23 protein-coding genes and 2 pseudogenes are annotated in these 22,342 nt (G+C 62.0%); 12 read left to right on the forward strand and 13 right to left on the reverse strand.

Translation table 11 applies throughout. The annotated features are described in order from the left end of the window. Positions 1 to 382 precede the first annotated feature (382 nt). From FXB41_RS36515 to FXB41_RS36525, 3 genes and pseudogenes are all read right to left on the reverse strand, one after another. Positions 383 to 517: pseudogene (locus tag FXB41_RS36515) on the reverse strand (aldehyde dehydrogenase family protein); the annotation flags it as partial. Positions 518 to 975: 458 nt separating this feature from the next. Then, the gene (locus tag FXB41_RS36520) at positions 976 to 1,641 is read right to left on the reverse strand and encodes an RraA family protein (RefSeq protein ID WP_219685217.1); all 666 of its coding nucleotides are present in this window, start codon (positions 1,639 to 1,641) and stop codon (positions 976 to 978) included. Positions 1,642 to 1,664: 23 nt separating this feature from the next. Then, positions 1,665 to 2,873, reverse strand: a complete 1,209-nt coding sequence (locus FXB41_RS36525; RefSeq protein WP_219685218.1) for an aspartate transaminase — start codon at positions 2,871 to 2,873, stop codon at positions 1,665 to 1,667. A 191-nt stretch (positions 2,874 to 3,064) separates the two neighbouring features. On the opposite strand from FXB41_RS36525, the gene nac reads away from it, so the two are divergent. The 12 genes from nac to FXB41_RS36585 all read left to right on the forward strand — a co-directional run bounded on the left by nac (position 3,065) and on the right by FXB41_RS36585 (position 12,755). Further along, entirely contained in the window at positions 3,065 to 3,982 is a 918-nt protein-coding gene (gene nac, locus FXB41_RS36530) for a nitrogen assimilation transcriptional regulator NAC (RefSeq protein ID WP_219685219.1), read from the forward strand. Between the two features lie 137 nt (positions 3,983 to 4,119). After that, a complete protein-coding gene (locus FXB41_RS36535) occupies positions 4,120 to 4,566 on the forward strand; it encodes an acetyl-CoA carboxylase biotin carboxyl carrier protein (protein WP_219685220.1) in 447 nt (148 codons plus the stop codon). 4 nt (positions 4,567 to 4,570) lie between these two features. Continuing rightward, entirely contained in the window at positions 4,571 to 5,923 is a 1,353-nt protein-coding gene (gene accC / locus FXB41_RS36540) for an acetyl-CoA carboxylase biotin carboxylase subunit (protein ID WP_219685253.1), read from the forward strand. After that, positions 5,920 to 6,579, forward strand: coding sequence for a 5-oxoprolinase subunit PxpB (gene pxpB, locus FXB41_RS36545; RefSeq protein ID WP_219685221.1), 660 nt, complete (start codon positions 5,920 to 5,922; stop codon positions 6,577 to 6,579). The genes accC and pxpB overlap by 4 nt, the downstream gene beginning before the upstream one ends. Then, a complete protein-coding gene (locus FXB41_RS36550; protein WP_219685222.1) occupies positions 6,576 to 7,565 on the forward strand; it encodes a 5-oxoprolinase subunit C family protein in 990 nt (329 codons plus the stop codon). The genes pxpB and FXB41_RS36550 overlap by 4 nt, the downstream gene beginning before the upstream one ends. Before the next feature lies 1 nt (position 7,566). After that, positions 7,567 to 7,989 carry an acetyl-CoA carboxylase biotin carboxyl carrier protein gene (locus FXB41_RS36555; RefSeq protein ID WP_219685223.1) on the forward strand — a complete coding sequence of 141 codons (423 nt, stop codon included), beginning with the start codon at positions 7,567 to 7,569 and terminating at the stop codon, positions 7,987 to 7,989. A gap of 8 nt (positions 7,990 to 7,997) precedes the next feature. Continuing rightward, positions 7,998 to 8,780, forward strand: a complete 783-nt coding sequence (locus tag FXB41_RS36560; protein WP_219685224.1) for a LamB/YcsF family protein — start codon at positions 7,998 to 8,000, stop codon at positions 8,778 to 8,780. 92 nt (positions 8,781 to 8,872) lie between these two features. Beyond that, positions 8,873 to 9,637, forward strand: a complete 765-nt coding sequence (locus tag FXB41_RS36565; protein ID WP_219685225.1) for an SDR family oxidoreductase — start codon at positions 8,873 to 8,875, stop codon at positions 9,635 to 9,637. A 7-nt stretch (positions 9,638 to 9,644) separates the two neighbouring features. After that, on the forward strand, positions 9,645 to 10,346 hold the full coding sequence (locus FXB41_RS36570; protein WP_219685226.1) for an amino acid ABC transporter permease: 702 nt from the start codon (positions 9,645 to 9,647) through the stop codon (positions 10,344 to 10,346). A gap of 3 nt (positions 10,347 to 10,349) precedes the next feature. Then, positions 10,350 to 11,111: an amino acid ABC transporter permease gene (locus FXB41_RS36575; protein ID WP_219685227.1), complete on the forward strand. Its 762-nt coding sequence runs from the start codon at positions 10,350 to 10,352 to the stop codon at positions 11,109 to 11,111. Positions 11,112 to 11,145: 34 nt separating this feature from the next. Further along, positions 11,146 to 11,880, forward strand: coding sequence for an amino acid ABC transporter ATP-binding protein (locus FXB41_RS36580; protein WP_219685228.1), 735 nt, complete (start codon positions 11,146 to 11,148; stop codon positions 11,878 to 11,880). Between the two features lie 32 nt (positions 11,881 to 11,912). Further along, complete coding sequence (locus FXB41_RS36585) at positions 11,913 to 12,755, forward strand: ABC transporter substrate-binding protein (RefSeq protein ID WP_219685229.1); 843 nt, start codon at positions 11,913 to 11,915, stop codon at positions 12,753 to 12,755. Positions 12,756 to 12,859: 104 nt separating this feature from the next. On the opposite strand, the pseudogene FXB41_RS42205 reads toward FXB41_RS36585, so the two are convergent. From FXB41_RS42205 to FXB41_RS36630, 10 genes and pseudogenes are all read right to left on the reverse strand, one after another. Then, positions 12,860 to 12,957 (reverse strand): annotated as a pseudogene (locus FXB41_RS42205) (gluconate 5-dehydrogenase); the annotation flags it as partial. A 155-nt stretch (positions 12,958 to 13,112) separates the two neighbouring features. After that, positions 13,113 to 14,384 (reverse strand): NAD(P)/FAD-dependent oxidoreductase, encoded by a 1,272-nt coding sequence (locus FXB41_RS36590; protein WP_219685230.1) that lies wholly within the window; start codon positions 14,382 to 14,384, stop codon positions 13,113 to 13,115. Positions 14,385 to 14,413: 29 nt separating this feature from the next. Then, positions 14,414 to 15,232, reverse strand: a complete 819-nt coding sequence (locus FXB41_RS36595) for an amino acid ABC transporter ATP-binding protein (RefSeq protein WP_283843502.1) — start codon at positions 15,230 to 15,232, stop codon at positions 14,414 to 14,416. Positions 15,233 to 15,241: 9 nt separating this feature from the next. Beyond that, entirely contained in the window at positions 15,242 to 15,901 is a 660-nt protein-coding gene (locus FXB41_RS36600; RefSeq protein WP_219685231.1) for an amino acid ABC transporter permease, read from the reverse strand. 5 nt (positions 15,902 to 15,906) lie between these two features. Beyond that, positions 15,907 to 16,620, reverse strand: a complete 714-nt coding sequence (locus FXB41_RS36605; protein ID WP_219685232.1) for an aspartate/glutamate racemase family protein — start codon at positions 16,618 to 16,620, stop codon at positions 15,907 to 15,909. 110 nt (positions 16,621 to 16,730) lie between these two features. After that, on the reverse strand, positions 16,731 to 17,588 hold the full coding sequence (locus tag FXB41_RS36610; RefSeq protein WP_219685233.1) for a transporter substrate-binding domain-containing protein: 858 nt from the start codon (positions 17,586 to 17,588) through the stop codon (positions 16,731 to 16,733). A 71-nt stretch (positions 17,589 to 17,659) separates the two neighbouring features. Further along, positions 17,660 to 18,790, reverse strand: a complete 1,131-nt coding sequence (locus tag FXB41_RS36615; RefSeq protein ID WP_219685234.1) for a saccharopine dehydrogenase family protein — start codon at positions 18,788 to 18,790, stop codon at positions 17,660 to 17,662. Between the two features lie 12 nt (positions 18,791 to 18,802). Then, positions 18,803 to 20,638: a thiamine pyrophosphate-binding protein gene (locus FXB41_RS36620; RefSeq protein ID WP_246649471.1), complete on the reverse strand. Its 1,836-nt coding sequence runs from the start codon at positions 20,636 to 20,638 to the stop codon at positions 18,803 to 18,805. Positions 20,639 to 20,777: 139 nt separating this feature from the next. Further along, positions 20,778 to 21,218 (reverse strand): Lrp/AsnC family transcriptional regulator, encoded by a 441-nt coding sequence (locus FXB41_RS36625; RefSeq protein ID WP_219685235.1) that lies wholly within the window; start codon positions 21,216 to 21,218, stop codon positions 20,778 to 20,780. Between the two features lie 83 nt (positions 21,219 to 21,301). After that, entirely contained in the window at positions 21,302 to 22,198 is an 897-nt protein-coding gene (locus FXB41_RS36630; RefSeq protein WP_219685236.1) for a LysR family transcriptional regulator, read from the reverse strand. Positions 22,199 to 22,342: the final 144 nt, after the last annotated feature.

Raw genomic sequence — 22,342 nt, forward strand, 5'->3', positions numbered from 1 at the left:
GTTTGGTGAGAATGCCGCTCGTGCCGACGTGATGGCTGCTATTGGCCCCCTTTGGCGTTCGCCGTGGATCACCTGACGACTCAGCATCCTGCTATGACTAAAGCGAATCCGCCCGCGCGGTGCATCGAAGGTTAGTGTCCTGAGGCCCCGCCGAGAATTGGGATACGTCAGTTGGCATGCTGCCGCCGAGCTCTTCAAGCATAAGCATGATGGTCTTGTCGTTATCGTATCCGAGTGACGCGTTGATCTCCGCGTCTCGTTGAACATTTGCCGGTATGCCGAGACGAACATGAGGTTCGCTGCGTTATCCGAAGCCGGAAGGTAAGACGCGACGAACTTCGAGCCGTAGACGAGGTCCCCAACAGCCGGCCAAGCAGTCTCTGGGGACAGGGATCGGCACGTTGACGCCAACCATGCCGACCTTGATCTGATGAGCAAATTCACGGGCGGCATCGCAGTCACGTGTGAAGATCGATGTCCCGTTGCCGAAATCGTGCTCATTGATCAGGCGCGCGGCCCACTATTCACTAGGCGCTTGCGCCAATCCACGGCGACGCTGCGCACTTCAGAACGCCTGCTCACATTGGCAGTCGTTAGATTTTCTTTGGTCTCCCGGCGCACACGTCGTGCACACGGCGCGTTCTAACCGATTGAAACACTTGAACGCTCCCTCCAATCCATCATGGGCCAATTTGAGCGAACTACAGCAACCGAGTGCCAACCAGATCCAATCTTGCCCCCGAAGCACTCGGATTGATGGATCGGGGCGGATTTGATGTCCTGTTCGCCGACGCGATCGTGCCGGGCGGCATCAACGGACGGCTGCTTGCCGTCCAGATCGACAATCGCCGGCCCGGTACTTTAACACCTGAGGATGTTCGGAGAACGCAATCATTCACCATGGCCTGCTCGATCCGGGGCTTCCTTGCTCTGCAAGCCGTCCCGGAAGGCCCCTGCTTCCTCCGCTTTGGCGCGTCAGTTCGCGCACCGCGCTTCCAATGCGTCGATGAACGAACGATCCCACCGGCCGTCACGCATGGCCTGCATCGTGGCTTCTTCGCGGGCACGCTGAGTCTCGGCATTCGCGATCAACGAGCGAGCGGCATCGGGCGCGAATGCGAGCAGGCCATCCTGATCGCCAACGAGCAGATCGCCTGGCCGCACGACCATCCCACCGACAGTGACTGGCACATTGATCGCGCCAGGACCATCCTTGTAGGGGCCGCGGTGATTGACGCCGCGTGCATAGATCGGAAACGTCCGCTCGCGGATTTCCGCCACGTCGCGGATTGCGCCGTCGATCACCATCCCGGCAAGCCCGATGGTTGCCCCATAGAAGGATAGAATACCTCCGATCACGGCGTTCGTGGTGTCGCCACCCGCGTCGATCACCATGACATCGCCGGGGCGGCAAAACTCGAAGGCGCGCAGGATGGCGAGGTTGTCGCCGCCCCGCGTGAGTACGGTGACCGCCGTTCCGGCGAGCGAGGCAGGCTTATGATAAGGCGTGAGCCCGACGGAGCCGCGGTTGCGCTGCATATTGTCGCTTAGGAGCGCCACGGGGATGTCACGCAGCGCCGTGATGATGTCGGCGGACACCTGTGGTGCGGAGGCATTCTTCGTGAGACCGGACGTCTGCATGGCTTCGAATCCTGTGTGGAGTGTTAGCGTAAATCCGACACGGCCCGCGCGATGCGCGCGACCCCATCGGTCAATGTTTCAATGTCGGTGGCGATCGAAAGCCTGAAATAGGGAGAGAGCCCATAGGCCGTTCCGGCAACCAACGCGACACCGGCGCTGTCGAGAAAATACAAAACCACGTCGCCGTCGGCGTCGAGCCGTTTGCCGTCGGGCGTGGTCTTGCCGATCAAGCCTCCGCAATTGACATAGAGGTAGAAAGCACCATCCGGCGCCCGGCAACTCAGGCCGGGAACGGCGTTGACGAGCGGCAAGATCGCGTCGCGTCGTTGCCGGTAGATCGCGACACTTTGCTCGACGAAGCTCTGGTCGCCGTCGAGGGCCGCCGCGGCTGCGGCTTGGCTGATCGAACAGCAGTTTCCGGCCGATTGGGACAGAAGCGTGTTGATCGCCTGGACGAGATCGCTCGGGCCTGCGATCCAGCCGATCCGCCAGCCCGTCATGGCGTAGGTCTTGGAAACACCGTTGATGGCCAGCGTGCGATTGCGCAGTTCGGGTGCGACCGTGAGAAGGTGTGGCGCGCTGACACCGTCGTAGCGAATGTGCTCATAGATGTCATCGGTCATCACCATGACATGCGGATGCTTCGCCAGCACGTCGGCGAGCGCGCGATATTCGTCGGCCGTATAGCTTGCGCCGGTCGGATTGCTCGGCGAATTGATCACGAGCCACCGCGTTCGCGCCGTGATCGAGCCCTCCAGTTGCGCCGCGGTCAACTTGAAATTCTGCACCTCCTCGCACGGAACAAAAACCGGAGTACCATCACAGGCAATCGCCATATCGGGATAGGAAACCCAGTAGGGCGCTGGAATGATCACTTCATCGCCGGGCTCCAGCGTGGCCGCGAACGCGCTATAGATCGCACTCTTTGCGCCGTTAGTTGCAATAATCTCGTCGACCGTATAGGTCAGCCCATTCTCGCGCTCGAGCTTGGCCGCAATCGCGCGCCTGAGATCCACAGTACCAGCCATCAGGGTGTATCGCGTCGCACCCTTTTCCATCGCGTTCGCCGCCGCCTGGCGAATGTGCGTAGGCGTGTCGAAATCGGGTTCGCCGACTACGAGACTGACAATGTGTCTGCCCTGCCGGCGCAATTCGTTGGCGCGATCGGCGGCCGCCGTGCTGGGTGAGGGTTTAATTCGCCTGACGCGCTCTGCGATGCGGGATGAGTTCACCATGAACCTCGATCATACTGTCGGGTCGCGATGCTATCTTTCGGCGCGCGGTAAGGCCAAGACGAGTTCGGTCTTCCTCGATATGAATCTCTTATAGATGATGGCGATTTCGGCTAAGGTGGCAGAGTTCTTGCTGGCGCCGAGGCGGGCCGAGCAACGGGTAGAGGGCGACGGCCCGGTGGGAGTAATTCGTGAACCTGAGGCGCTTGCAATACTTCGTGAAAATCGTCGATATCGGCAGTCTCACACAAGCAGCCGACATCCTGCACGTGGCGCAGCCGGCGCTCAGCCAGCAACTGGCGACGCTGGAGGGCGAGGTCAAGCAGCAATTGTTGCTTCGGACGAAACGCGGAGTCACGCCGACGGAAGCTGGCAAGGTACTCTACCGACACGCCCAGCTCATCCTGCGCCAGTGCGACCAGGCGAAAGTCGACATGAACGCGGCCGGCCAGGGCCTGTCGGGTGCGGTATCCGTCGGACTGGCGCCCGGCACGGCTGCGGCCAGATTGGCGCTGCCGTTGTTGCGGACGGTGCGCGCCCGTCATCCCGGCATATTGCTCTACCTCAATGAAACCTATGGCAACACGTTGTCCGAACTCGTCATGAACGGACGCATGGATATGGCCGTGCTCTACGGTGGGCAGACCGCCGTGCATGGCCTGGCGTTCGTTCCCTTGCTGAAAGAACAGCTCTTCCTGGTCGGCTCCGACCAAATGGTGGCGCCGCCCGAACAGGTGCCTCTGCGCATGATCGGAGAGCTGGAGCTGTTTCTTCCGCGCCCCTACAATGTCGTGCGCCGAATGGTGAACGAGGCTTTTGCCGCCGCCGGAATGACGCCCAGGGTCGTCGCGGAGATTGAATCGGCCAGCACGCTCACGGCCGCTATCGCCGACGGTCTCGGAGCCACGATCCTGCCGGAATCGATGGCTCGCGAAGTTGCAGCATTATGCAACGCCTGGCAATCGCGGATCACGGACCCGGTGATCGAAGCGCCCCTCGCCCTCTGCCAATCGGACCATCTGCCGCTGTCAGAACCAGCGCAAGCGATCAGGGATATTCTTCTGGAGCTGATCGCCGCGCTGCATGGCAGCGAGATCGCATCGGGATGAACAACTAAACTCCCGGCTTCATAAGCGCGCCTTATCGGGACAAAGCCATTATGTCTTGGCGCCCGTGCCCGAGCATTAGTAGCCTTCCTTACATTGGCTGCGTGTTCGCGCGAGGAGCCCGAATTGGGTAGACGCCCATGGAACTGAAGCAGATCAAGGCTTTCATCGATGCCATGGCATCGTCCGAGCTCACTGAATTGCACGCGAACAAGGACGGCTGGACGCTCAGGCTGGTGCGGGGGGCGCCTGGCATGCCGTCTCGCGCCGCAGTTTCCAGATCGCCTCTCTCGACTTCCGCCCAAGCCATCCCGCGCGAACCGGGCGCGGCCTCGGCGATCGCCGACAAACCTGATACTGGCGTGCGTGCCCCCCTATTCGGCGTCCTCCACCTCACTCCGTCTCCCGACGCATTGCCGTTCGTCGTCGTTGGCCAGGCAGTCAAAGCCGGCGAGACACTGTGCGTCATCGAAGCGATGAAGGTGTTCAACAACATCTGCGCCGAGCGGGACGGCGTCGTTGAAACCGTGATGGCGACCTCCGGATGCGAGGTCGAAGCCGGACAATTGCTCATGCGCATTGCTTGATGCCATGTTTCAATCCGTTCTCATAGCCAATCGAGGCGAGGTCGCGCTACGCATTCAGCGGGCGTGCCACGGTTTGGGTCTCAAGACCATTGCGGTCTATTCCGAAGCGGATCGCGAAGCCCCTCATGTACGCCGTGCGGACCAGGCGCTCTGCATCGGGCCAGCGGCGGCCGGTGAAAGCTATCTCAATCAGGCGGCCATCATCATGGCCGCCAAGGTCACCGGCGCAGAGGCGGTCCACCCGGGCTACGGCTTCCTCTCGGAGAATGCGTTATTCGCCGAACGGGTGGCAGAAGCCGGCATGGTCTTCATCGGCCCCAGCGCCGCTAGCATTCGGGTTATGGGGGATAAGGTCGCCGCCAAGCGCGCCATGCGAGCGGCCGGCGTGCCTTGCGTGCCTGGCCCGGATGCCGCACTGCCCGACGCTCCCGACCAGATCCGCGATCTCGCACGCGAGATCGGCTATCCCATCATCGTCAAGGCCGCCGGCGGTGGCGGTGGACGTGGCATGCGGGTGGTCGAGCAGGAGACTGCCCTGCTCGGCGCACTGTCCGTCACGAAAGAAGAAGCCCGCCGATCCTTTGGCAATGCCGAAGTCTACATCGAAAAATTCCTTGCGAGACCCCGTCACGTCGAGATCCAGGTGCTGGCGGACCGCTACGGCAATACTTTGTGGCTCGGCAGCCGGGATTGTTCGCTGCAACGCCGTCACCAGAAAGTCCTGGAAGAGGCGCCGGCACCGGGAATTCCGGAGGCCTTGCTGGCAGAGGTCGGATCCCGTTGCGTCGAAGCCTGCAAGCAGATCGGCTATCTGGGGCTCGGCACCTTCGAGTTCCTTGTCGAGGACGGCGCCTTCTACTTCATCGAGATGAACACGCGACTGCAGGTCGAGCATCCCGTTACCGAGATGACGACCGGCATCGATGTCGTGCAGCAGCAGATCCGCGTGGCGAGAGGCGAGCGGCTCACATTTACTCAAGCCGATATCCGGTGTCGGGGCCACGCGTTCGAGTGCCGCGTCAACGCCGAAGACACCGAACGTTTCGTCCCCTCGCCCGGCACGATCACGCGATGGGATCTGCCTGGCGGCTACGGCGTGCGCGTCGATAGCCACGCCGGCGCCGGGTATCGGGTATCGCCTTACTACGACTCGATGATCGCGAAATTGATCGTGCACGGCGACACGCGCGAGGATGCACTCGGCCGACTGCGTATCGCCCTTGATGAGATGCAGGTCGAAGGCATTGCCACCAATCTGGCGCTGCACCGCCGGTTGGTGCGGGACCAGGCCTTCATCGCCGGAAGTGTTGACATCCATCATTTGGAGCAACGATTGCGCGAAGGAGAGCTGATGTGATCTCCGATCAGCCACGCATCAGCGTCCTCGGAACAAGCGCCCTGCTGTTTGAGGCGCCCGGGGAAACCGACCTTGCCACGCAAGAGCGCATCTGGGCGCTTGCGAAAGAAGCGGAGTGTTGGCCGGAAATACGCGAAGCAGTCCCCGGCATGAACAACCTCATGCTGAGCTTCTCGCGTCCCCCCGCATGCTGCAAACCGATCGAGGACCGGTTGCACGCGGCCTGGACTGCGGCCGTGCCGATGCGAATCGAGGGACACCTCGTCGAGTTGCCGGTCGTCTATGGCGGCGACGGTGGTCCGCACATGGCTGACGTGATGGCTCACACCGGCCTCGACATTGATCAAATAGCGGCGATTCACAGCGCGCCGACGTATGTCGTCTACGCGCTGGGAAGTCATCCAGGCTATTGTTACCTGGGCGGCATGGACCAGCGGCTCGCAACGCCGCGGCGCAAAACGCCGGTCGTCAGTATTCCGGGCGGAGCGGTTTCGATCGGCGGAGCGCAAACCGGCGTTTCAGCCTCGGCCGGTCCGAGCGGCTGGAACACGGTCGGCAGCACATCCATGCGTTTCTTCGACCCTGCGCTCGATCCACCGGCGCTGCTTCGTCCAGGCGATCGGCTGCAGTTCAAGATCGCCAAGGTGATCCGATGATCGAGATCATCGCAACCGGCGCGCTCGCAACGGTGCAGGATCATGGTCGTGGCGGCGCCCTCAAATGGGGAGTTGGAGCGTCAGGCGCACTCGACAATCTCGCGCTGGCGGCGGGAAACATCCTGCTCGGAAACGACGAACACGCGGCCGGTGTCGAGATTCAGATTTTTCCGTTCCAGGTCCGCTTTCTGGAAGACTGCGCTTTCGCGATCACCGGCGCCGATTGCGGGGCTTCTCTCGACGATCTGCCGCTGCCGCCATGGTGGGTACAGACGGCGTCGGTCGGCCAGATTCTGAGCCTGGGCATTCCTCGTCAGCGAATATGGCGCGCTAGCCGTGCCTATCTTTGCCTCGCCGGCGGAGTCGACGTGCCGCTGGTGCTTGGTTCACGCAGCACACAACTCCGCGGCACGTTCGGCGGTCTTGAAGGCCGGCCGCTTCGCAGCGGTGACAGGCTGCGGGCCGGAGCGAGGGCCAACGGTGCTGGCCGGGGAGGCTTCGGACTTAGCCCACCCGCCCTGGATCTACCTCTGACGGAAGGCGGTCTGCCGGCCGTCAGAGTCCTGCCGGCCGCCGAATACGCGCAATACACCGAAGCCGCACATCAGGCCCTGTGGAACGAGCCCTGGCGTGTCACGCCGCAGAGCGACCGCTACGGATATCGTTTGGATGGCGCGCCGCTGCACCTCATTGCGCCGATCGAAACCCGCTCCCATGGAATTGTGCCCGGGGTCATCCAGGTGCCACCAAACGGACAGCCGATCGTGCAGATGCGCGATGCACAGCCTTCCGGCGGTTATCCCAAGATCGGCGTCGTGATCGAAGCCGACCTCTGGCGGCTCGGCCAGGCGCCGATCGGCAGCCGTATCCGCTTCAGGCAAACTTCCTGGGACGAAGCGATCGCCGCTGGCGAGCTGAACGCGCGCTGGCTGGCGGAGGCGCGCCGCCTGGCGGACCTATATCGCGGCCGCACGGGGAGCAGCTGACATGTCCTTCGATGATCTCAGCGATCTCTCGGCATGGATGGCCGAGGCCGGCATCGACGAACTCGAATTGACCGGACCGTCGTTTCGGCTGCGACTAGACAGTGGTGGCGTGCACGCGCATGACGATCTGGCTGACGACCGGCAAAGCGACACCAGGTTGGATCAAATGCTCTCCAGCAAAGTGATCGCGGCATCCACGGTGGGGATATTCCTGCACCGCCACCCCTTGCATGAAGCTGCGCTCGCCCCCGAGGGAACTCAGGTACGCGCCGGACAGGCCCTCGGGCTGCTTCGGATCGGACCTCTTCTGGTTCCGGTGATCGCACCGCTGGACGGAATCGTCGGCGCCCTCCTGGTTGCCCACGCGACCCCCGTCGGGTTCGGAACCCGCCTTGTCGAACTTCACCCCGCCAGCGCCAGGTAGCACCGACCATGGACATCGATCTCAACGCCGATCTTGCCGAAGGCTTCGGCCCGTGGCTCATGGGAGACGACGAAGCGCTGCTGGACGTGCTGTCGTCAGCCAATCTGGCCTGCGGCTTTCACGCCGGCGATCCCCTGATCATGCTCCGCACGGTCAGGCTGGCATTGGCCCGAAACGTGGATATCGGCGCCCATGTCGGTTTTCCCGATCGCCAGGGCTTTGGGCGACGCATCATGCACATCGATGGCGCCGAACTCGCCGCGATGGTGATCTATCAGCTCGGCGCCCTCGACGGCATCACGCGCTCCGCCGGCGGCCGGATGACGCATATGAGTTTTCATGGCGCCCTTGGAAATATGGTTGCAGCCGATCAGGGATTGGCCGAGATACTGGTCCGGGCGGTTGCCGAATTCGACCCTCGACTGCTGATCGTCTCATCGAGCAGCCGCGCCATCGAAACGGCGGCTGCCGACTGGGGCCTGAGGGTTGCGACAACCTTCCTCGCCGACCGCGCCTACGACGATGACGGCTTGCTCGTTCCACGTAAGCTCCCGGACTCGGTGATCCATGACGAAGGCGCCGTGATCGAGCGTGTGCGGCGCATGCTTAGCCGCGACGAGGTTGTCGCCTACTCCGGCAAGCCATTGACGATGCGGCCGCGAAGCATCCTGCTGCATGGCGACACGCCCGGCGCGGTCGACCTCGCCAGACGCATCCGGCGGGAGATCGAGGCCCTCGGCGGCAGAATCGTTCCGGTCTCGCGCCTGCTGGATCGGCCGGCGGCGGGATAACGCATAAGGCGGTCTTATCCCGCCACAGACATTCCATCTTATCGCACCGCCACGCGGCTCGGTAAGCTCCCGCAACGATCTGGAAGCCAGCGATGCCTTTTTCGGATTACAAGACAGCACTCGTGACAGGCGCCTCGTCCGGCATCGGTGCTGCCGTGGTCGAGCGCCTGCGGCGCGAGAATCTCGAAGTCCACGCGCTGGCGCGCAGTGCGAAGGCGCTCGGAGAATTGTCCGAACGAACCGGCTGCATCGCCCATGCGCTTGATGTGACGGACCTCAAGAGCGTGACCAGGCTCACACAAGAGGTCGCGTTCGACGTCCTCGTCAACAATGCAGGCGTCGATCGGCCCAACCCGTTGCTGAAGGCAGAAGCCGAGGACATCGATCTTCTCATCGACGTCAATTTGCGCGCCGTGCTGCATCTGTGCCGCCTGGTCGTGCCGGGAATGGTCGCGCGCGATCGGGGCCACGTGATCAATATCAGCTCGATCGCTGGCGCCTACAATTTCGGCGGAAACTCCACCTATCATGCGACCAAGGCCGCCGTCAGCATGTTGTCGCGCCAATTGCGCATCGATGCCTTCGGCCGGCGGGTGCGCGTGACCGAGATCTGTCCGGGCCGTATCGCCACGGACATTTTCGCGCACGTCCATGGCGCCTCGGCAAACACCTACGAACGGTTCATCGAAGGATATGAGCTGCCACAAGCCTCTGATGTCGCCGATACGATCGCTTTTGCGATTGCCGCCCCGGTAGCCGTCAATATCGGCCATATCGAGATCACACCGACGCTCCAGGTACCCGGCGGACTTTCGACCGCGAAGCCGGCCGCGCCCGCCGCTGACCCAACTTCTTGAGCAGACGATGCAGGGTTTCGACGTCAGCGCAATCCTGCTCAATCCCCAACTGGCCGGGATGCTGGTCGACGGCTTTTGGGTCACGCTTATCATCGCGGTAGGGTCCTGGATCCTTGCGATGAGCCTCGGCATCCTGTTGCTCGTGATCCGGCTGATGCCAGGCCGCATCGCAGAGCGCGCCGTCCGCGTCTACGTCTCCTACCACAGCAATGTGCCGACCCTCGTCCAACTGATGATCTGGTACTTCGGCATCTTCAGCCTGCTGCCGTCCGCCTTCCAGAACTGGCTCAGCGAGCACTACGCCGAGGCCACATTCGCTATCATCGGCCTCGGCCTCTGCCAGGCGGCTTATTTCAGCGAAGATCTTCGTTCGGGCTTGCGGTCGGTCGTGGCCGGACAGGAGGAAGCCGCGCGCGCTCTCGGGCACAGCTACATCGGTACCATGCGCTATGTGCTGTTGCCACAGGCGTTCTCCAACGCCCTTCCCGCACTGGTCAACCATACCGTGTCGCTGTTCAAGAACAGCACACTGGCCCTAGCCATCGGCGCGGCCGAACTCACGCATGCGGTCAAGGAGGTGGAGAACCAGAGCTTCCGCACCTTCGAGGCGTTCCTGATTGCGACCGTCGTCTATCTCGCCTGTTCGCTCATTTTGATGGGAATCGGCGCGTGGCTCGGCCAGCGCGCCAAAGCGGTCGGAGCACGCTGAGCGATGCTGAGCGAGGTTTACCATATCATCCAGGACGATTGGCCGCTTCTGCTGATCGGACAATATCCCAACGGACCGCTGGGCGGCATCGCGGCGACGCTGCTGCTCTCGGTGCTCGGCATCTCGCTGGCATTCCCGCTCGGCGTTCTGGTCGCCCTGGCGCGGATTTCGCCCTGGCTCCTGTTGCGCGCGCCAGCAACGGCGCTGGTCTACACGATGCGTGGCGTGCCGCTGCTCGTGATCATATTCTGGGGGTACTTTCTCGTTCCGCTGTTGATCGGGCGGGTCGTTCCGGGCTTTGTCACGATGGTTTGCGCCCTTGTGATTTACGAGGCCGCATTCCTGAGCGAAATCGTGCGCGCCGGGATCCAGGCGCTGCCCTCGGGACAAACCGACGCCGCCAGAGCACTCGGCCATAGCCACCTCGGCGCGATGCGATACGTCGTCCTGCCGCAAGCGCTCTACAACATGATGCCGAGCATACTCAGCCAATTTGTTTCCACGATCAAAGACACGACATTGGGTTATGTCATCAACGTTCCGGAACTCACATTCGCTGCGAACCAGATCAACAACCGCCTGCTCACCAAGCCGTTCGAGGTCTTCTTCCTGCTCGCGGTCATTTACTACGTCGTCTGCTGGAGCCTCACGCAGCTGGCAAACTGGCTTGAGCGGCGGATCGCTGCGAAACGAGCCGGCAGCGGAGGCGCCTACAGAAAGGATTTGGCGGTGCAGGACGGCCAACCTCTGCCAGCGGAGCTATGAACATGTTCGACGCAGCAGTTCGGGAGAACCGCACATGATCGAATTCTCGCACGTCAACAAGCGATACGGTGAATACCACGCTTTGGTCGACATCAATGCGCAGGTTCGCAAGGGTGAGGTCGTCGTCGTATGCGGACCGTCGGGATCGGGGAAGTCTACCCTCATCCGCACGGTCAATCGCCTGGAGGAGATCCAATCTGGAACGCTGACGTTCGACGGCCAGAATGTTCATGCCAAGATGAGCAGCAAAGAACTAAATCGGATCCGAAGCCGCATCGGGTTTGTCTTCCAGAGCTTCAACCTGTTTCCGCATATGTCGGCGCTCGAGAACGTCATGTTCTCGCCTATCCGCCTCCGCGGCCTCAGGCCTGCCGACGCGCATGACAAGGCCATGCTTCTCCTTGATCGCGTCGGGCTGGTCAACAAGTCGCGATCCTATCCGGCACAACTTTCCGGGGGACAGCAACAGCGCGTCGCAATTGCGCGTGCACTCGCAATGGAGCCCCCGGCGATGCTGTTCGACGAGCCGACAAGCGCCCTCGACCCCGAAATGGTCGGCGAAGTCCTTGCGGTCATGCGCAGCCTGGCGAGCGAAGGAATGACGATGATGTGCGTCACGCACGAAATGGCATTTGCACGCGAGGTCGCCGACCGCGTCTGGTTTATGGATGCGGGGAGCATCCTGAGCATGGCCGAGCCGAATAGTTTCTTCGGCAATCCAGAACATCCTCGCGCGCAACGCTTTCTTGCCGACCTTCGCGCGCGATAAGCCGCTATCATCCGTCGACCAGGAGTCCGATCATGTCAGCCAGAAGCTTCGCAAGTCATTTCGTTCTTGTTGTTGCCAGCCTCTCGACAATCTTCGCCGCCCGTGCCGACCAATTACAGGACATTATTCAGCGCAAGGAGTTGCGTTGCGGAACATTTGCTGACGTGCCTCCGTTCGCCGCGCCGGATTCCAAGACCCGAGAGATGGTTGGCTTCGATGTCGACTTATGCGGCGCGATTGCGAAGTCTCTCGGCGTCGTCGCCAAGATCACGCCGTTGTCGGTCGATGCGCGCGTGCCTGAGGTGAAATTGGGGCACGTGGACATCACCGTTGCCAACCTTGCATATACCCTTAGCCGCGCAGAACAGATCCAGTTCAGCGATCCCTATTACATCGCGAAGGAAATGCTGGCCGTCAAAGCCAGCGACCCCGGCACCAAGAAGGCAGACTTCACGGGCAAGCGGCTTTCGTCGACCAAGGGATCGACTTCCGAGTTGTCGATCAAGCTCAACGGCTCTGATCCTCTCACTTTCCAGGATACCGGCTCGGCTTTCATGGCGGTTCAGCAGAACAAGGCGGTCGGAATGGTCGCCAACACGATGACGATAACCAAGCTAGTCAACGAGTCCAAGAACGCGAACGCCCAGCTGAAAATGATCGACGAACCCATGATCCTTCAGCCGATCGGCATCGGCATGAAAAAGGGCGAGCCGGCCCTTCTCGCAAAGGTCAACGAATCCCTCGCGGCACTCGACAAGAGCGGCGAGATCAATCAGATCTGGGAAAAATGGCTCGGCGCCGCCACGGAATACAAGATGGTACGCACCGACAAGGTCGCGCCGCTTGGCGAGCTGAAATTCACGCCCATTCCCTAGAGTGTTCAGGGCGAACTGGACTTGTCGACAGCTCGCCCTCTCCTCGGATCGACGCAACTCTGCCGCTTCTGGCTGATGAGGGCGACGGCTGCATGCGGCAACGTCTAGAGACTGGTGGTGATCCCGCCATCGACATAGAGCTTGTAGCCGTTGACGAAGGACGACGGCCTTGCCGGACAGGCACGGCCGCTCCGACCAACCCGTCAATATTTCGCAATTGACCGGTGTCCGCTATTCGGGCCAGCTCGAGTCGGTGGTCCGCTACATTGCAATGCTCACTATTTCGGAATTTTCTCTTCGAAGGGGCGCCCCCGGAGCAGTTCCATCGATCTCTCCGCTCTCAAATTGTCGGACCGATCAGGCAAATCGCGATATGGCGAACGGCCGGACATTGATGCCGCCATCCCTGCCCGCAATGAGATCGGCCACGATCCGGCCTGTGATCGGGCCCGATGCTAGGCCGACATGTCCGTGGCCGAACGCGTGGACGATATCCGGTGAGGCCGAGGCTACGCCGATGACGGGACGTCCGTCCGGCGTCGAAGGCCGATGCCCCATCCAGCGATCAACCGTCAGGCCCGCGCGTGCTCCAAGACCGGGGTAGGTCGTCAGCGCATGCCGAACAAGAATCTCAACGCGGGCCCAGTCCGGCTCGGCGCCGACGTGCGCGAGCTCAACCTGTCCGGAGAGCCGCAAACCGGCGGGCGTCGGCGTGTTGGCCATTCTTCCATCGCTCGGCATAATCGGAATCCGCGGGCCCGCGGCGGGAGATGCAATGACGCCGTGATAGCCGCGCTCGCTCGCGAGCAAAACTCGATCACCCGCGGCCTCGGTCAGCGCCTTGGACCAGATCCCCGCGCAGATCACCGCGCGATCGCAACCGATCCAGCCTTGGTCGGTCGTCACCGCTTCAAGACGACCATTCCTCACGGCAAAGCTCGTCGCGCGCGCCTGACGAAGGACAGCGCCTCGCATGCGCGCAGCGTCCACGATCGCCGCCACATAGGCGCCCGGGTCGGTACAATAGGCGCCCTCCTCGACGAAAGCACCGAAGCGATAGGCGGGGCTCAAATCCGGCTCACGGCGACGCAGCTCGCCAGCGTCGAGCTCGACCCATCGCAGCCCGTTCTCCTTGCGAAGCCGCCAAGCGAGCGCGTCATCACCGAAAGCCTCCCGATCAGGATAGGCATAGAGCAGACCCGTGCGGCGGATGTAGTCCGGCTTGCCTATTTCATTCGACAGGACAACATGGCGCTGCGGACTGTCGCGCAGGATCGACGCGAGCAGGCGTGCCGTGTGCTCGACCTTCTCGACGGTCCATCCTGCCGCGAGGAAGCGCAGCAACCACGGAGCCATTGTGGGTAAGGCCGTCCAGCGAAGGACAAGCGGCCCGTTGGCGTCGAGCAAATAGCCAGGCAACTTGCGCCACAGGCCGGGCATCGACATCGGTATGATCGAGGCGGGGCTGATCCAGGCTCCGTTGCCATAGCTTGCCGCCTGCCGCCCGCCCGGCTCTTCCGGCTCGATCAGCGTGACGTCGTGTCCGTCCTTGATCAGCTCCCACGCCGTCGCAGCGCCGACGATGCCGGCGCCGATCACCGCGATGCGCAACGTCTTGTCATGTTCCATTCAAAGACCCAGTCCCAGCCGTCAGCCGGTCATCCGTTAGCGGCAGCCGCCGGGAGGCCGCTGCTATGGAAGTGACTGAGGAAAGACCGCGTCGCAGGCTGGCGCGGCGTATCGATGACCTGTCGCGCCGGTCCCTCCTCCACGACGATGCCGTCGCGCATGAAGACAACGGTGTCGGCGACCTCACGCGCGAACGCCATTTCGTGGGTCACGAGCACCATGGTCATTCCGTCGGCCGCGAGCTGGCGGACCACCGCCAAGACCTCTCCGACCAGTTCGGGGTCGAGCGCAGACGTCGCTTCGTCGAACAGCATCACTTGCGGCCTCATCGCCAACGCGCGCGCGATGGCCACGCGCTGCTTTTGGCCGCCCGACAGCTTGTCCGGAGCCACGTCCGCCTTGTCCCTCAATCCAACCTTGTCCAGCAATCCGAGTGCCGTATCGCGCGCCATCTCCGGCGGGATCTTCAGAACCGTGACTGGACCTTCCATCACGTTTTGAAGCGCGGACATGTGTGGGAAGAGGTTGAAATTCTGGAACACCATGCCGGTGCGCGCGCGGAATGCCGCCAGCTCTTTGTCGCGGGGCAATTTGTGCCCGTTCGTGAAGTCCATGGTGCTTTCGCCGACCCGGATGGCACCGCTTTCCGGGATCGTCAACAGATTGAGACATCGCAGCAGCGTGGACTTGCCCGATCCGCTGGGTCCGATGAGCGCGAGCACACCGCCGCGGGGTACGCGCAGCGATATGTCCTTCAGAACGCTGACGGGCCCGAAGGATTTTTTCACGTGAACCAGTTCGATCATCGCGTTGTCAGGCACAGAACCATTCCCCTCTTTGATGGACATCGCCGGGCTTCACCGCGCGAGCCGCGTTTCGAGCATGCGGGCGACACGAGTCATCGGGAACAGTATGATGAAGTAGATGACCGCAATCATCGTGTAGGTTTCCAGTGGTCGGTAGGTCGCAGACGTGATGAGTTGCCCCTGGTAAAGCAGATCCGGCACCGCCAGAACCGAGAGAAGCGAGGTGTTCTTCAGCTGAAGGACGGCCTGGTTGACCAGCGGCGGAATCATGCGCTTCAACGCCTGCGGCATCACGATGCGCTTCATCAGTTCGAAGCGGCGCATCCCCAGCGCGCGGCCGGCATCCCACTGTCCCGGATCGATCGACGCGATCCCGCCCCGAATGATCTCCGAATAGAAGGCTCCGGCGTAGAAGCTAAGAGCGATGAACGCCGCCACCGCAGGCGAGAGTTCGATCCCGATCAGGACCGGAAGCGCGTAGTAGATCCACACCAGTTGAACCAACACCGGCGTGCAGCGAAAAACCTCGACAAGCATCACAAGCGGCGCGGAGATAAACCTCACATTGGACAGGCTGGCGATCGCCACCACGCATCCGACCGCAAATCCGGTCACCGCGGTGGCGACCGTAAAGCTGATCGTATAGGCGGTGCCGACAGCGATGAGCCGGCTGTACTGTAGGAGAAAGCCGAAACTCCATTCGTAATGCATCGCACCTATCCCATGTCAATCGATTGCGAATAGGCGGTCTGGGTCAACCCCGAATAGAACCAGCGCCCGAGCGTGATGATGTCGTAGACCGGCAGTCCGAATGCACGCGACACCTCATCCGAGAACGGCGGAAGATTGGTGCATTCGAAAATGACCGCGCCGATATCTGGATTTGCGGACAGCAGCGTGCGGACCGCGGCGTGCACGTCGCGTGCCACTCCGTTCCGGTCGTAAGGGCGACCACCCTCGATGTGCGCGCGCAGGCTGCCATTCACGGGCAGCCCGGCACGTGGCGTCTTCGGATCCGCGCCGACTTCTGTAAAATGCCGGTCCGTCAATGCCTTCGCATCGTAGGTGATGACGCCGGCACGGCGACCAGCCGAAAGGCAGTGCTCGACCATCGGCAGTTGCAACAGGCTTGACGTCGCCAACGGAAGCTTCATCCGTGCGGCGAGCTCGCGCTGGCGCGCCGCGAGAAATCCGCACGATGTCGTCAGACCGACGGCGCCCTCGGCATGCAACTCATCACCGGCAGCGACGAATGCGTCGATCAGATCCGCGTCGTCTCCATCCACGATCTTTCGCGCGGTCGCGCCCGCAACGGTCCTGAAGATGACGTCAAAGGGCCAACTCGCCGGATGGCCCACATCGCCCGGCGGGCGATCGATCGCCAGGTCGAGCATGATGACGCCCAGCGGAGGATTTCGCCCAGATTGCATCGATCCAATATCCCCCAACACGCTAATCTTCGGTTGACCCTAACCCAGCTGCCTTCCTGATAAAAAACTGCCCGCGTCACACGAAGACGCGGGCAGTTCGATCGATGGGGTCAAAACTGGAGACCGGGAGGAACATCCTGCTCGCCGATATTGACCAGCGAGAGGCTCGACAGGATCCACTCGCGCAAGGCGCCGAGGGAGCGGTTATATTCCAGCCAGTTGTCCACATAGGTCCGAAAGCGGGTATCGGCGTCCACGCGCACGCCGCAGCAAGTCGGCTGTGAGGCAATCGGCGTCGGGATGATGACCTTGCCGACCTTCGCGTTCTTCTTGACCGTCACCAGCGAGAGCATCGCGACCTGGATCAGGCAATCCGCCCGCCCCGACTGCACCGCCAGCACGGCGTCGTCGGGAGTCTTGAGCGCAACCAGCGTCGCCTTGGGCAGGATTCGCCGCGCGTAGAGATCATGGGTGGAGCCGATATCCACAGCAACCCGCACTTCCGGCTTGTTGAGGTCTTCCCACGATTTCGGCTCAAAGCCCGACTTGGCGATGATCGTGAAGGTGTTGTTCAGGATCGGGCGGGTGAACTCGAGGATCAAGGCGCGCGACGGCGTCGGGCTGAGGCCGAACATGATGTCGATCTTGTTGGCCTGGAGATCCAGAACCGAGTTGCCCCAGGTCGATTCGATGATCTCGACCTCGGCCTCCAGCGCCTTTGCGAGGTCTGTCGCCATGCTTACGCAAAAGCCCGACCATTGTCCGGTCGCAATATCCTTATGGTAATAGGGCTCGGTGCCGACAATCCCGGCAATGCGAAGTTTCTTGGTCCTGCGAATCTGCGCGAAAGTGCTCTCCGCCGGAGGTTGTGCCTGGGCAACGGCCTGGGACACGGCGGAGCCGGCGGCGATTGCCGCAGCCGTAGCGCCAAGCCCAACCAGCGATCCGATTTCACGACGACTGACCATATCAAACTTCCCCTCTTGTTGAATTCCTCAAACCGTGATGCTGCGGAATTCTGCCCCCCGGCTCAAAGCACTTACGCAGCCCTCTTGGTAGCGAACTGAATGGCAAAGTCACTGGTCTCGGAGCTGCGTGCCTCCCTGGCCAGCCTGCCGCCTTCGCGCGTGGACAGAAAATCGGACAGGCTCGCATCCTCCTGCCGCACGAAGCCCTTTGCCGGAAGCTTGCCCGACAGGAAGAGCTCGACCATGGCGACGCAGCCAGCCGCCGTGGTCAGCTGGATCGCGCCGAGTTCCGGCCGTCCATCATAGCGCAGCACGATGCTGTCCTCCTCCATGCGGCCGTTGCGTTCGCCGATGCCGGTGACGAAGATCACCACGACATCCTTGCGCGTGAACGGCGCAGCGCGGTTGAGAATGCGGCGCATGGTATCGCGGTCGTCGGCGAGCCCCAGCCCTTGTAGCAGAAGCTTCATGATCTCGGCGTGGCCGGGATAGCGCAGCGTCTTGTAGCTCATGTCGCGCACCTTGCCGGCCAGCGTCTCAGTCAGCGTGCCGAGGCCGCCGGAGGTGTTGAAGGCCTCGTAGGCGACGCCATCAATCATGACGCTCTCGACGCCCTCGAGCGCCGGCACCGATATCGACTTGCCGTCGTAGACGATCTCGCACGGGTTACAATACTCATTGATCAAGCCGTCGATGGACCAGGTGACGTTGTAGCGCAAGGCATTGGTCGGGTAGAGCGGCAACGCACCGACGCGCATCTTGATGGTCTTCACGGTGTCGAAGCGCGCCGCCATGTCGGCCCCGAGCACACAGATGAAGCCCGGCGCCAAGCCGCACTGCGGCGCCAACATCACGTCGGCGCCGGCCGCGATCTCCTTGATGTACGTCGTCGTCGCCACGTCCTCGGTCAGGTCGAAATAGTGTGTTCCCGTTTCCACAGCGACCCGTGCGATACCCTGGTTAAGAAAATACGGACAGGCGCTGACGACGATATCCTGATCATTCAGGAAGCCGCGCACCGCGTTAAGGTCTCCGGCATCCACGACCTTGGTAGCGAAGGTTAGGCCGGCACTCAAGGCGAGTTGCGCCTCTGAAGCGTCAGCCAATGTGACTTTGTGCCCGTGCGCCGCCAGCATCCCGGCGATAACGGCGCCGATTTGCCCGGCACCAAGGACAGCGATGTTTTTCGACGGATGAGCCATGTTGAAACCTCTCTAGAGCGCAGCCTGGACGCCGACGGCCGCCGGATCGGCGCCCACCTTTTTCAGCCATGAGAACACCGGCGGCAGACGATCGGCGATGGATTCGACCACGACATCGATGAAGACCGGCTCGCTCAGCGCGAAAGCCTCGCTCAGAGCCGCCTCCAGTTGCGCCGGCGTCTCGACCCGGAAGCTGCGAATCCCGTAGACGTCCGCGAGCTTGCTCATGTCGTACTTGCCGAAATCGACGCTGAACGTCGGATCATTGGTCGCCGCGTCCCGGCTACCGCGCGCGGAAGCCTTGCGGGCATGATCGCGGTCGACGACCCGCTGCAGCGCCTTGATCCAGCCGAAGCAGGCATTGTTGAAGTGGATCAGCACGGCCGGGATCTGCAGGCGCGAGAGCGTCTCGAGTTCACCGGCGGACATGCCGAGCGAGCCATCGCCGAACAGACCCACGGGCCTCAGATGCGGGGCAGCGAAATAGGCCCCGACGACGGCCGGAATGGCATAGCCCAATCCACCATAGAAGCGCGGGATCACGAGCCTGGACTGCGGATCGCGTAACCGGAGGAAGCGCGTCGCGTAAGGGGTCGGCGTACCGGCGTCCGACACCACGTTGCAGGGCATCGGTAGGCAGCGGTTGAGCGTTTCAATGACCCGTTCCGGGCGCAGCGGTACCTCGTCGCTCTCCAGTTGCGGCGCCATCACATCCCAGAACTCCGCACGGCGGCCGTTGATTTCAGCGACCCATTCCGCCGCGGACGGCGCGCGATCCGCGGGGACCTTGGCGAGTAGTGCATCGACGACCGCGCGGACATCACCCACGAGCGGAAAATCAATGGCATAGGTGTTGCCGATGACTTCCGGTTCGAGATCGACCTGAATGATTCGTGTCTCTCCGTTCGGGACCGGCCATTGCCAATTCATGGTGGCGACCGAACCCATGCGACAGCCCACATAGATCACGAAGTCAGCGCGTCCGAGCGCCCACACCGCATGCGGGTGGAAGCCGTTGTCGCCGATGATGCCAATGCCGAGCTTGTGGTCATCGCGAATGACTCCTTGCCCGGTGATCGTGGTGACGACGGGAATGTCGAGCCGTTCAGCAAGCGCGGTGATGGAAGCTGCCGCGCCGGACCGATTGGCACCACCACCGGCGACGATCAGCGGGCGCTCGGCGGTGAGAATGGCGTCGATTGCCGCGTCGAGGTCGCAATCCGGCGGCCTGCTCCGATAGGATGGCGCCTGTCGGCACTGCGGCTCGACATGCAGCGACACCGCCTCTCCCGGCATGTCCTGGTAGAGAAGGTCCTCGGGCAGCGCGAGCACGACAGCCCCCGGACGACCGCCGGTCGCCTCGCGGAAGGCACGACGTACGACCTCGGGCAACTTCCCGACGTGACCCAACGTCTCAGCGCGCTTGCAGAGCGGCTTGAACAGTTCCTCGATGGGCAATTCGGTTAAGGTGCCGCGCCCAACACCAGGCTGCGGGATGTCGTTGACGAGGAGGATCAATGGCACCGAGGATTTGTTGGCTTCGGCCACGCCCGGCAGACCATAGAGCGCGCCGGCACCGCTCGGCACCTCCGCGATCCCCGGCTTGCCCGAAAGACGTGCGTAGCAGTCCGCCATAAACACGGCTGAGCGTTCGTCACGGCACAGGATATGACGCGGGGCGTCCTTGACCGTCCTCAATGCCTCGTAGAGCGCAACATTCGTGTCGCCGGGAACGCCAAAAATGACATCAACGCCGTATCCAGACAGCATGCTCACGAGGGCAGTTGCACCATTCATTCCGAACGCTCCTTGATCTTGTTTTCTTATCCAGGAGCATAGGCGCGACATAAATATCCAAACCGCCGGCTATAGGAATAATATTGTTACATTCCGCTGGCTTAACCTTCGCTTCGATGGGAAATGAGAAATTTTGCACATGAATGTGGCGTGCCGATCGTCTCGGAGGCGGCCTTCGCCTAGCTTCTGCTCACCTCTCGAATTTTCGGGCGAGCAGAACCGACGAGGTGGTGCGCCTGACGCCATCCATCTCGGCGATCCAGTCGATGACTTCGTCGAGATGAACGGAGGTCGCGCAATTGATCTTCACAAAGAGATCAAACGGGCCGCTCAGCGTATAGCAATTGACCACTTCGGCTCGCTTACGCAGCGCTGCAATGACATTGCCCTGCTGCCTGACTTCAAGCTCAATCAGGATAATCGCCGAGATCGCCGTAACATGATCTTCCTTGCCTAGAATGGCGGTGTAGCCGGCGATCGTTCCCTGCTTCTCCAGCCTTGCCATTCGCCCCTGCGCGGTCGCGCGGGACACGCCGAGCGCCTTGGCGATATCGGCGACAGAGGTCCGCGCGTTCGCAATCAGGATGTTGATGAGATCCTGGTCCTTCCTGGCGTCGGCTGGGCGGGCCATTTTTGTCCCTTCGGATTGATTGTTTTTCGACAAAACGATGGGGAATTATTGCATTTTGCCAACCCAAGTCCACCGTATCCCGCTCACCGGTCGGGTGCGGTCTCCGCCACCAGCCACACCCGGAAAGCCAGGAGCGGCGGATACGTCGCGCGTTCGGAGGGCCAGACGAGGTAGTATTGCTCAGGACTCTTCATCGGCAGATTGATGGCGCGAACCAGCTTGCGGCTCGCCAACTCGTCCTGGATCAGGAACGTCGGGAGCAGCGCCACGCCGACGCCGGCAATCGCAGCCTGGGCCACAGTCGCGAATTGGTCGAACACCATCCCCTGAAAGGTTCTGCCAGGCACATCGTGAAGCGAAAACCAACGATCCCAGGCCTGAGGGCGGGTGGAGATGCTGAGCAGCGGAGCCTGCTTGAAGTCGCCCGCCGCACGGAAGCCGTGTTGCCGTTTCAGTGCGGGACTACAGGCAGGAACCACCTCCTCGGATCGCAACAGCACCATCTCTGCACCTGGCCACTCCGGCCGACCGAAATGAATCGCGGCATCCAGTGCTTCCGCACGGAAATCGAAGTAGGACAAGCGCGTCGCAAGATTGATCGTGATCCCGGGATTGGCCGCCAGGAACCTGGGCAGGCGCGGCGCGAGCCAGCGCGTACCGAATGTCGGCAGGATGGCGAGATTGAGCATGCCCCCGCTCGGATTCGCGTGAAGATTGACGGAGGCGGCGCTGATCTTGTGCAGCGCTTCGCGGACCTCGCGCGCATAGACGTCGCCGACGGCAGTCAGTCGAATGGTCTGTCGCTCGCGGACGAACAGTTCGACCTCGAGCTGCTTCTCGAGAATCTTGATCTGACGGCTGACAGCACTTTGCGTCAGGCTGAGCTCACGCGCAGCCAAGGTCATGCTGCCGGTCCGAGCGGCGGACTCGAACGCCGCTAATACGGCGGTGGAGGGAAGGAAGCGACGAGGCGTTTGCATACTCATTCCATTTCAGAATGATCTAGTGAGAAAACATTGATTGAATCGGCTCATTCCGCAAGTCTAATCTCGACGATCATAACTAAATCGCATGAATATGCCGTCGGACCAGGCACGCCGGCGCAGGCGCGTTCTGTGGCAATG

This window comes from Bradyrhizobium canariense, assembly GCF_019402665.1.
Taxonomy (GTDB): Bacteria; Pseudomonadota; Alphaproteobacteria; order Rhizobiales; family Xanthobacteraceae; genus Bradyrhizobium; species Bradyrhizobium canariense.

Bases quoted from the DNA above. Each gene is read 5' to 3' on its own strand.
- FXB41_RS36520 (WP_219685217.1), bottom strand. From the start codon at position 1,641: ATGCAGACGTCCGGTCTCACGAAGAATGCCTCCGCACCACAGGTGTCC.
- FXB41_RS36535 (WP_219685220.1), top strand. From the start codon at position 4,120: ATGGAACTGAAGCAGATCAAGGCTTTCATCGATGCCATGGCATCGTCC.
- accC (WP_219685253.1), top strand. From the start codon at position 4,571: ATGTTTCAATCCGTTCTCATAGCCAATCGAGGCGAGGTCGCGCTACGC.
- FXB41_RS36550 (WP_219685222.1), top strand. From the start codon at position 6,576: ATGATCGAGATCATCGCAACCGGCGCGCTCGCAACGGTGCAGGATCAT.
- FXB41_RS36555 (WP_219685223.1), top strand. From the start codon at position 7,567: ATGTCCTTCGATGATCTCAGCGATCTCTCGGCATGGATGGCCGAGGCC.
- FXB41_RS36560 (WP_219685224.1), top strand. From the start codon at position 7,998: ATGGACATCGATCTCAACGCCGATCTTGCCGAAGGCTTCGGCCCGTGG.
- FXB41_RS36565 (WP_219685225.1), top strand. From the start codon at position 8,873: ATGCCTTTTTCGGATTACAAGACAGCACTCGTGACAGGCGCCTCGTCC.
- FXB41_RS36570 (WP_219685226.1), top strand. From the start codon at position 9,645: ATGCAGGGTTTCGACGTCAGCGCAATCCTGCTCAATCCCCAACTGGCC.
- FXB41_RS36575 (WP_219685227.1), top strand. From the start codon at position 10,350: ATGCTGAGCGAGGTTTACCATATCATCCAGGACGATTGGCCGCTTCTG.
- FXB41_RS36580 (WP_219685228.1), top strand. From the start codon at position 11,146: ATGATCGAATTCTCGCACGTCAACAAGCGATACGGTGAATACCACGCT.
- FXB41_RS36585 (WP_219685229.1), top strand. From the start codon at position 11,913: ATGTCAGCCAGAAGCTTCGCAAGTCATTTCGTTCTTGTTGTTGCCAGC.
- FXB41_RS36590 (WP_219685230.1), bottom strand. From the start codon at position 14,384: ATGGAACATGACAAGACGTTGCGCATCGCGGTGATCGGCGCCGGCATC.
- FXB41_RS36595 (WP_283843502.1), bottom strand. From the start codon at position 15,232: ATGTCCATCAAAGAGGGGAATGGTTCTGTGCCTGACAACGCGATGATC.
- FXB41_RS36600 (WP_219685231.1), bottom strand. From the start codon at position 15,901: ATGCATTACGAATGGAGTTTCGGCTTTCTCCTACAGTACAGCCGGCTC.
- FXB41_RS36605 (WP_219685232.1), bottom strand. From the start codon at position 16,620: ATGCAATCTGGGCGAAATCCTCCGCTGGGCGTCATCATGCTCGACCTG.
- FXB41_RS36610 (WP_219685233.1), bottom strand. From the start codon at position 17,588: ATGGTCAGTCGTCGTGAAATCGGATCGCTGGTTGGGCTTGGCGCTACG.
- FXB41_RS36615 (WP_219685234.1), bottom strand. From the start codon at position 18,790: ATGGCTCATCCGTCGAAAAACATCGCTGTCCTTGGTGCCGGGCAAATC.
- FXB41_RS36620 (WP_246649471.1), bottom strand. From the start codon at position 20,638: ATGTCGCGCCTATGCTCCTGGATAAGAAAACAAGATCAAGGAGCGTTC.
- FXB41_RS36625 (WP_219685235.1), bottom strand. From the start codon at position 21,218: ATGGCCCGCCCAGCCGACGCCAGGAAGGACCAGGATCTCATCAACATC.
- FXB41_RS36630 (WP_219685236.1), bottom strand. From the start codon at position 22,198: ATGCAAACGCCTCGTCGCTTCCTTCCCTCCACCGCCGTATTAGCGGCG.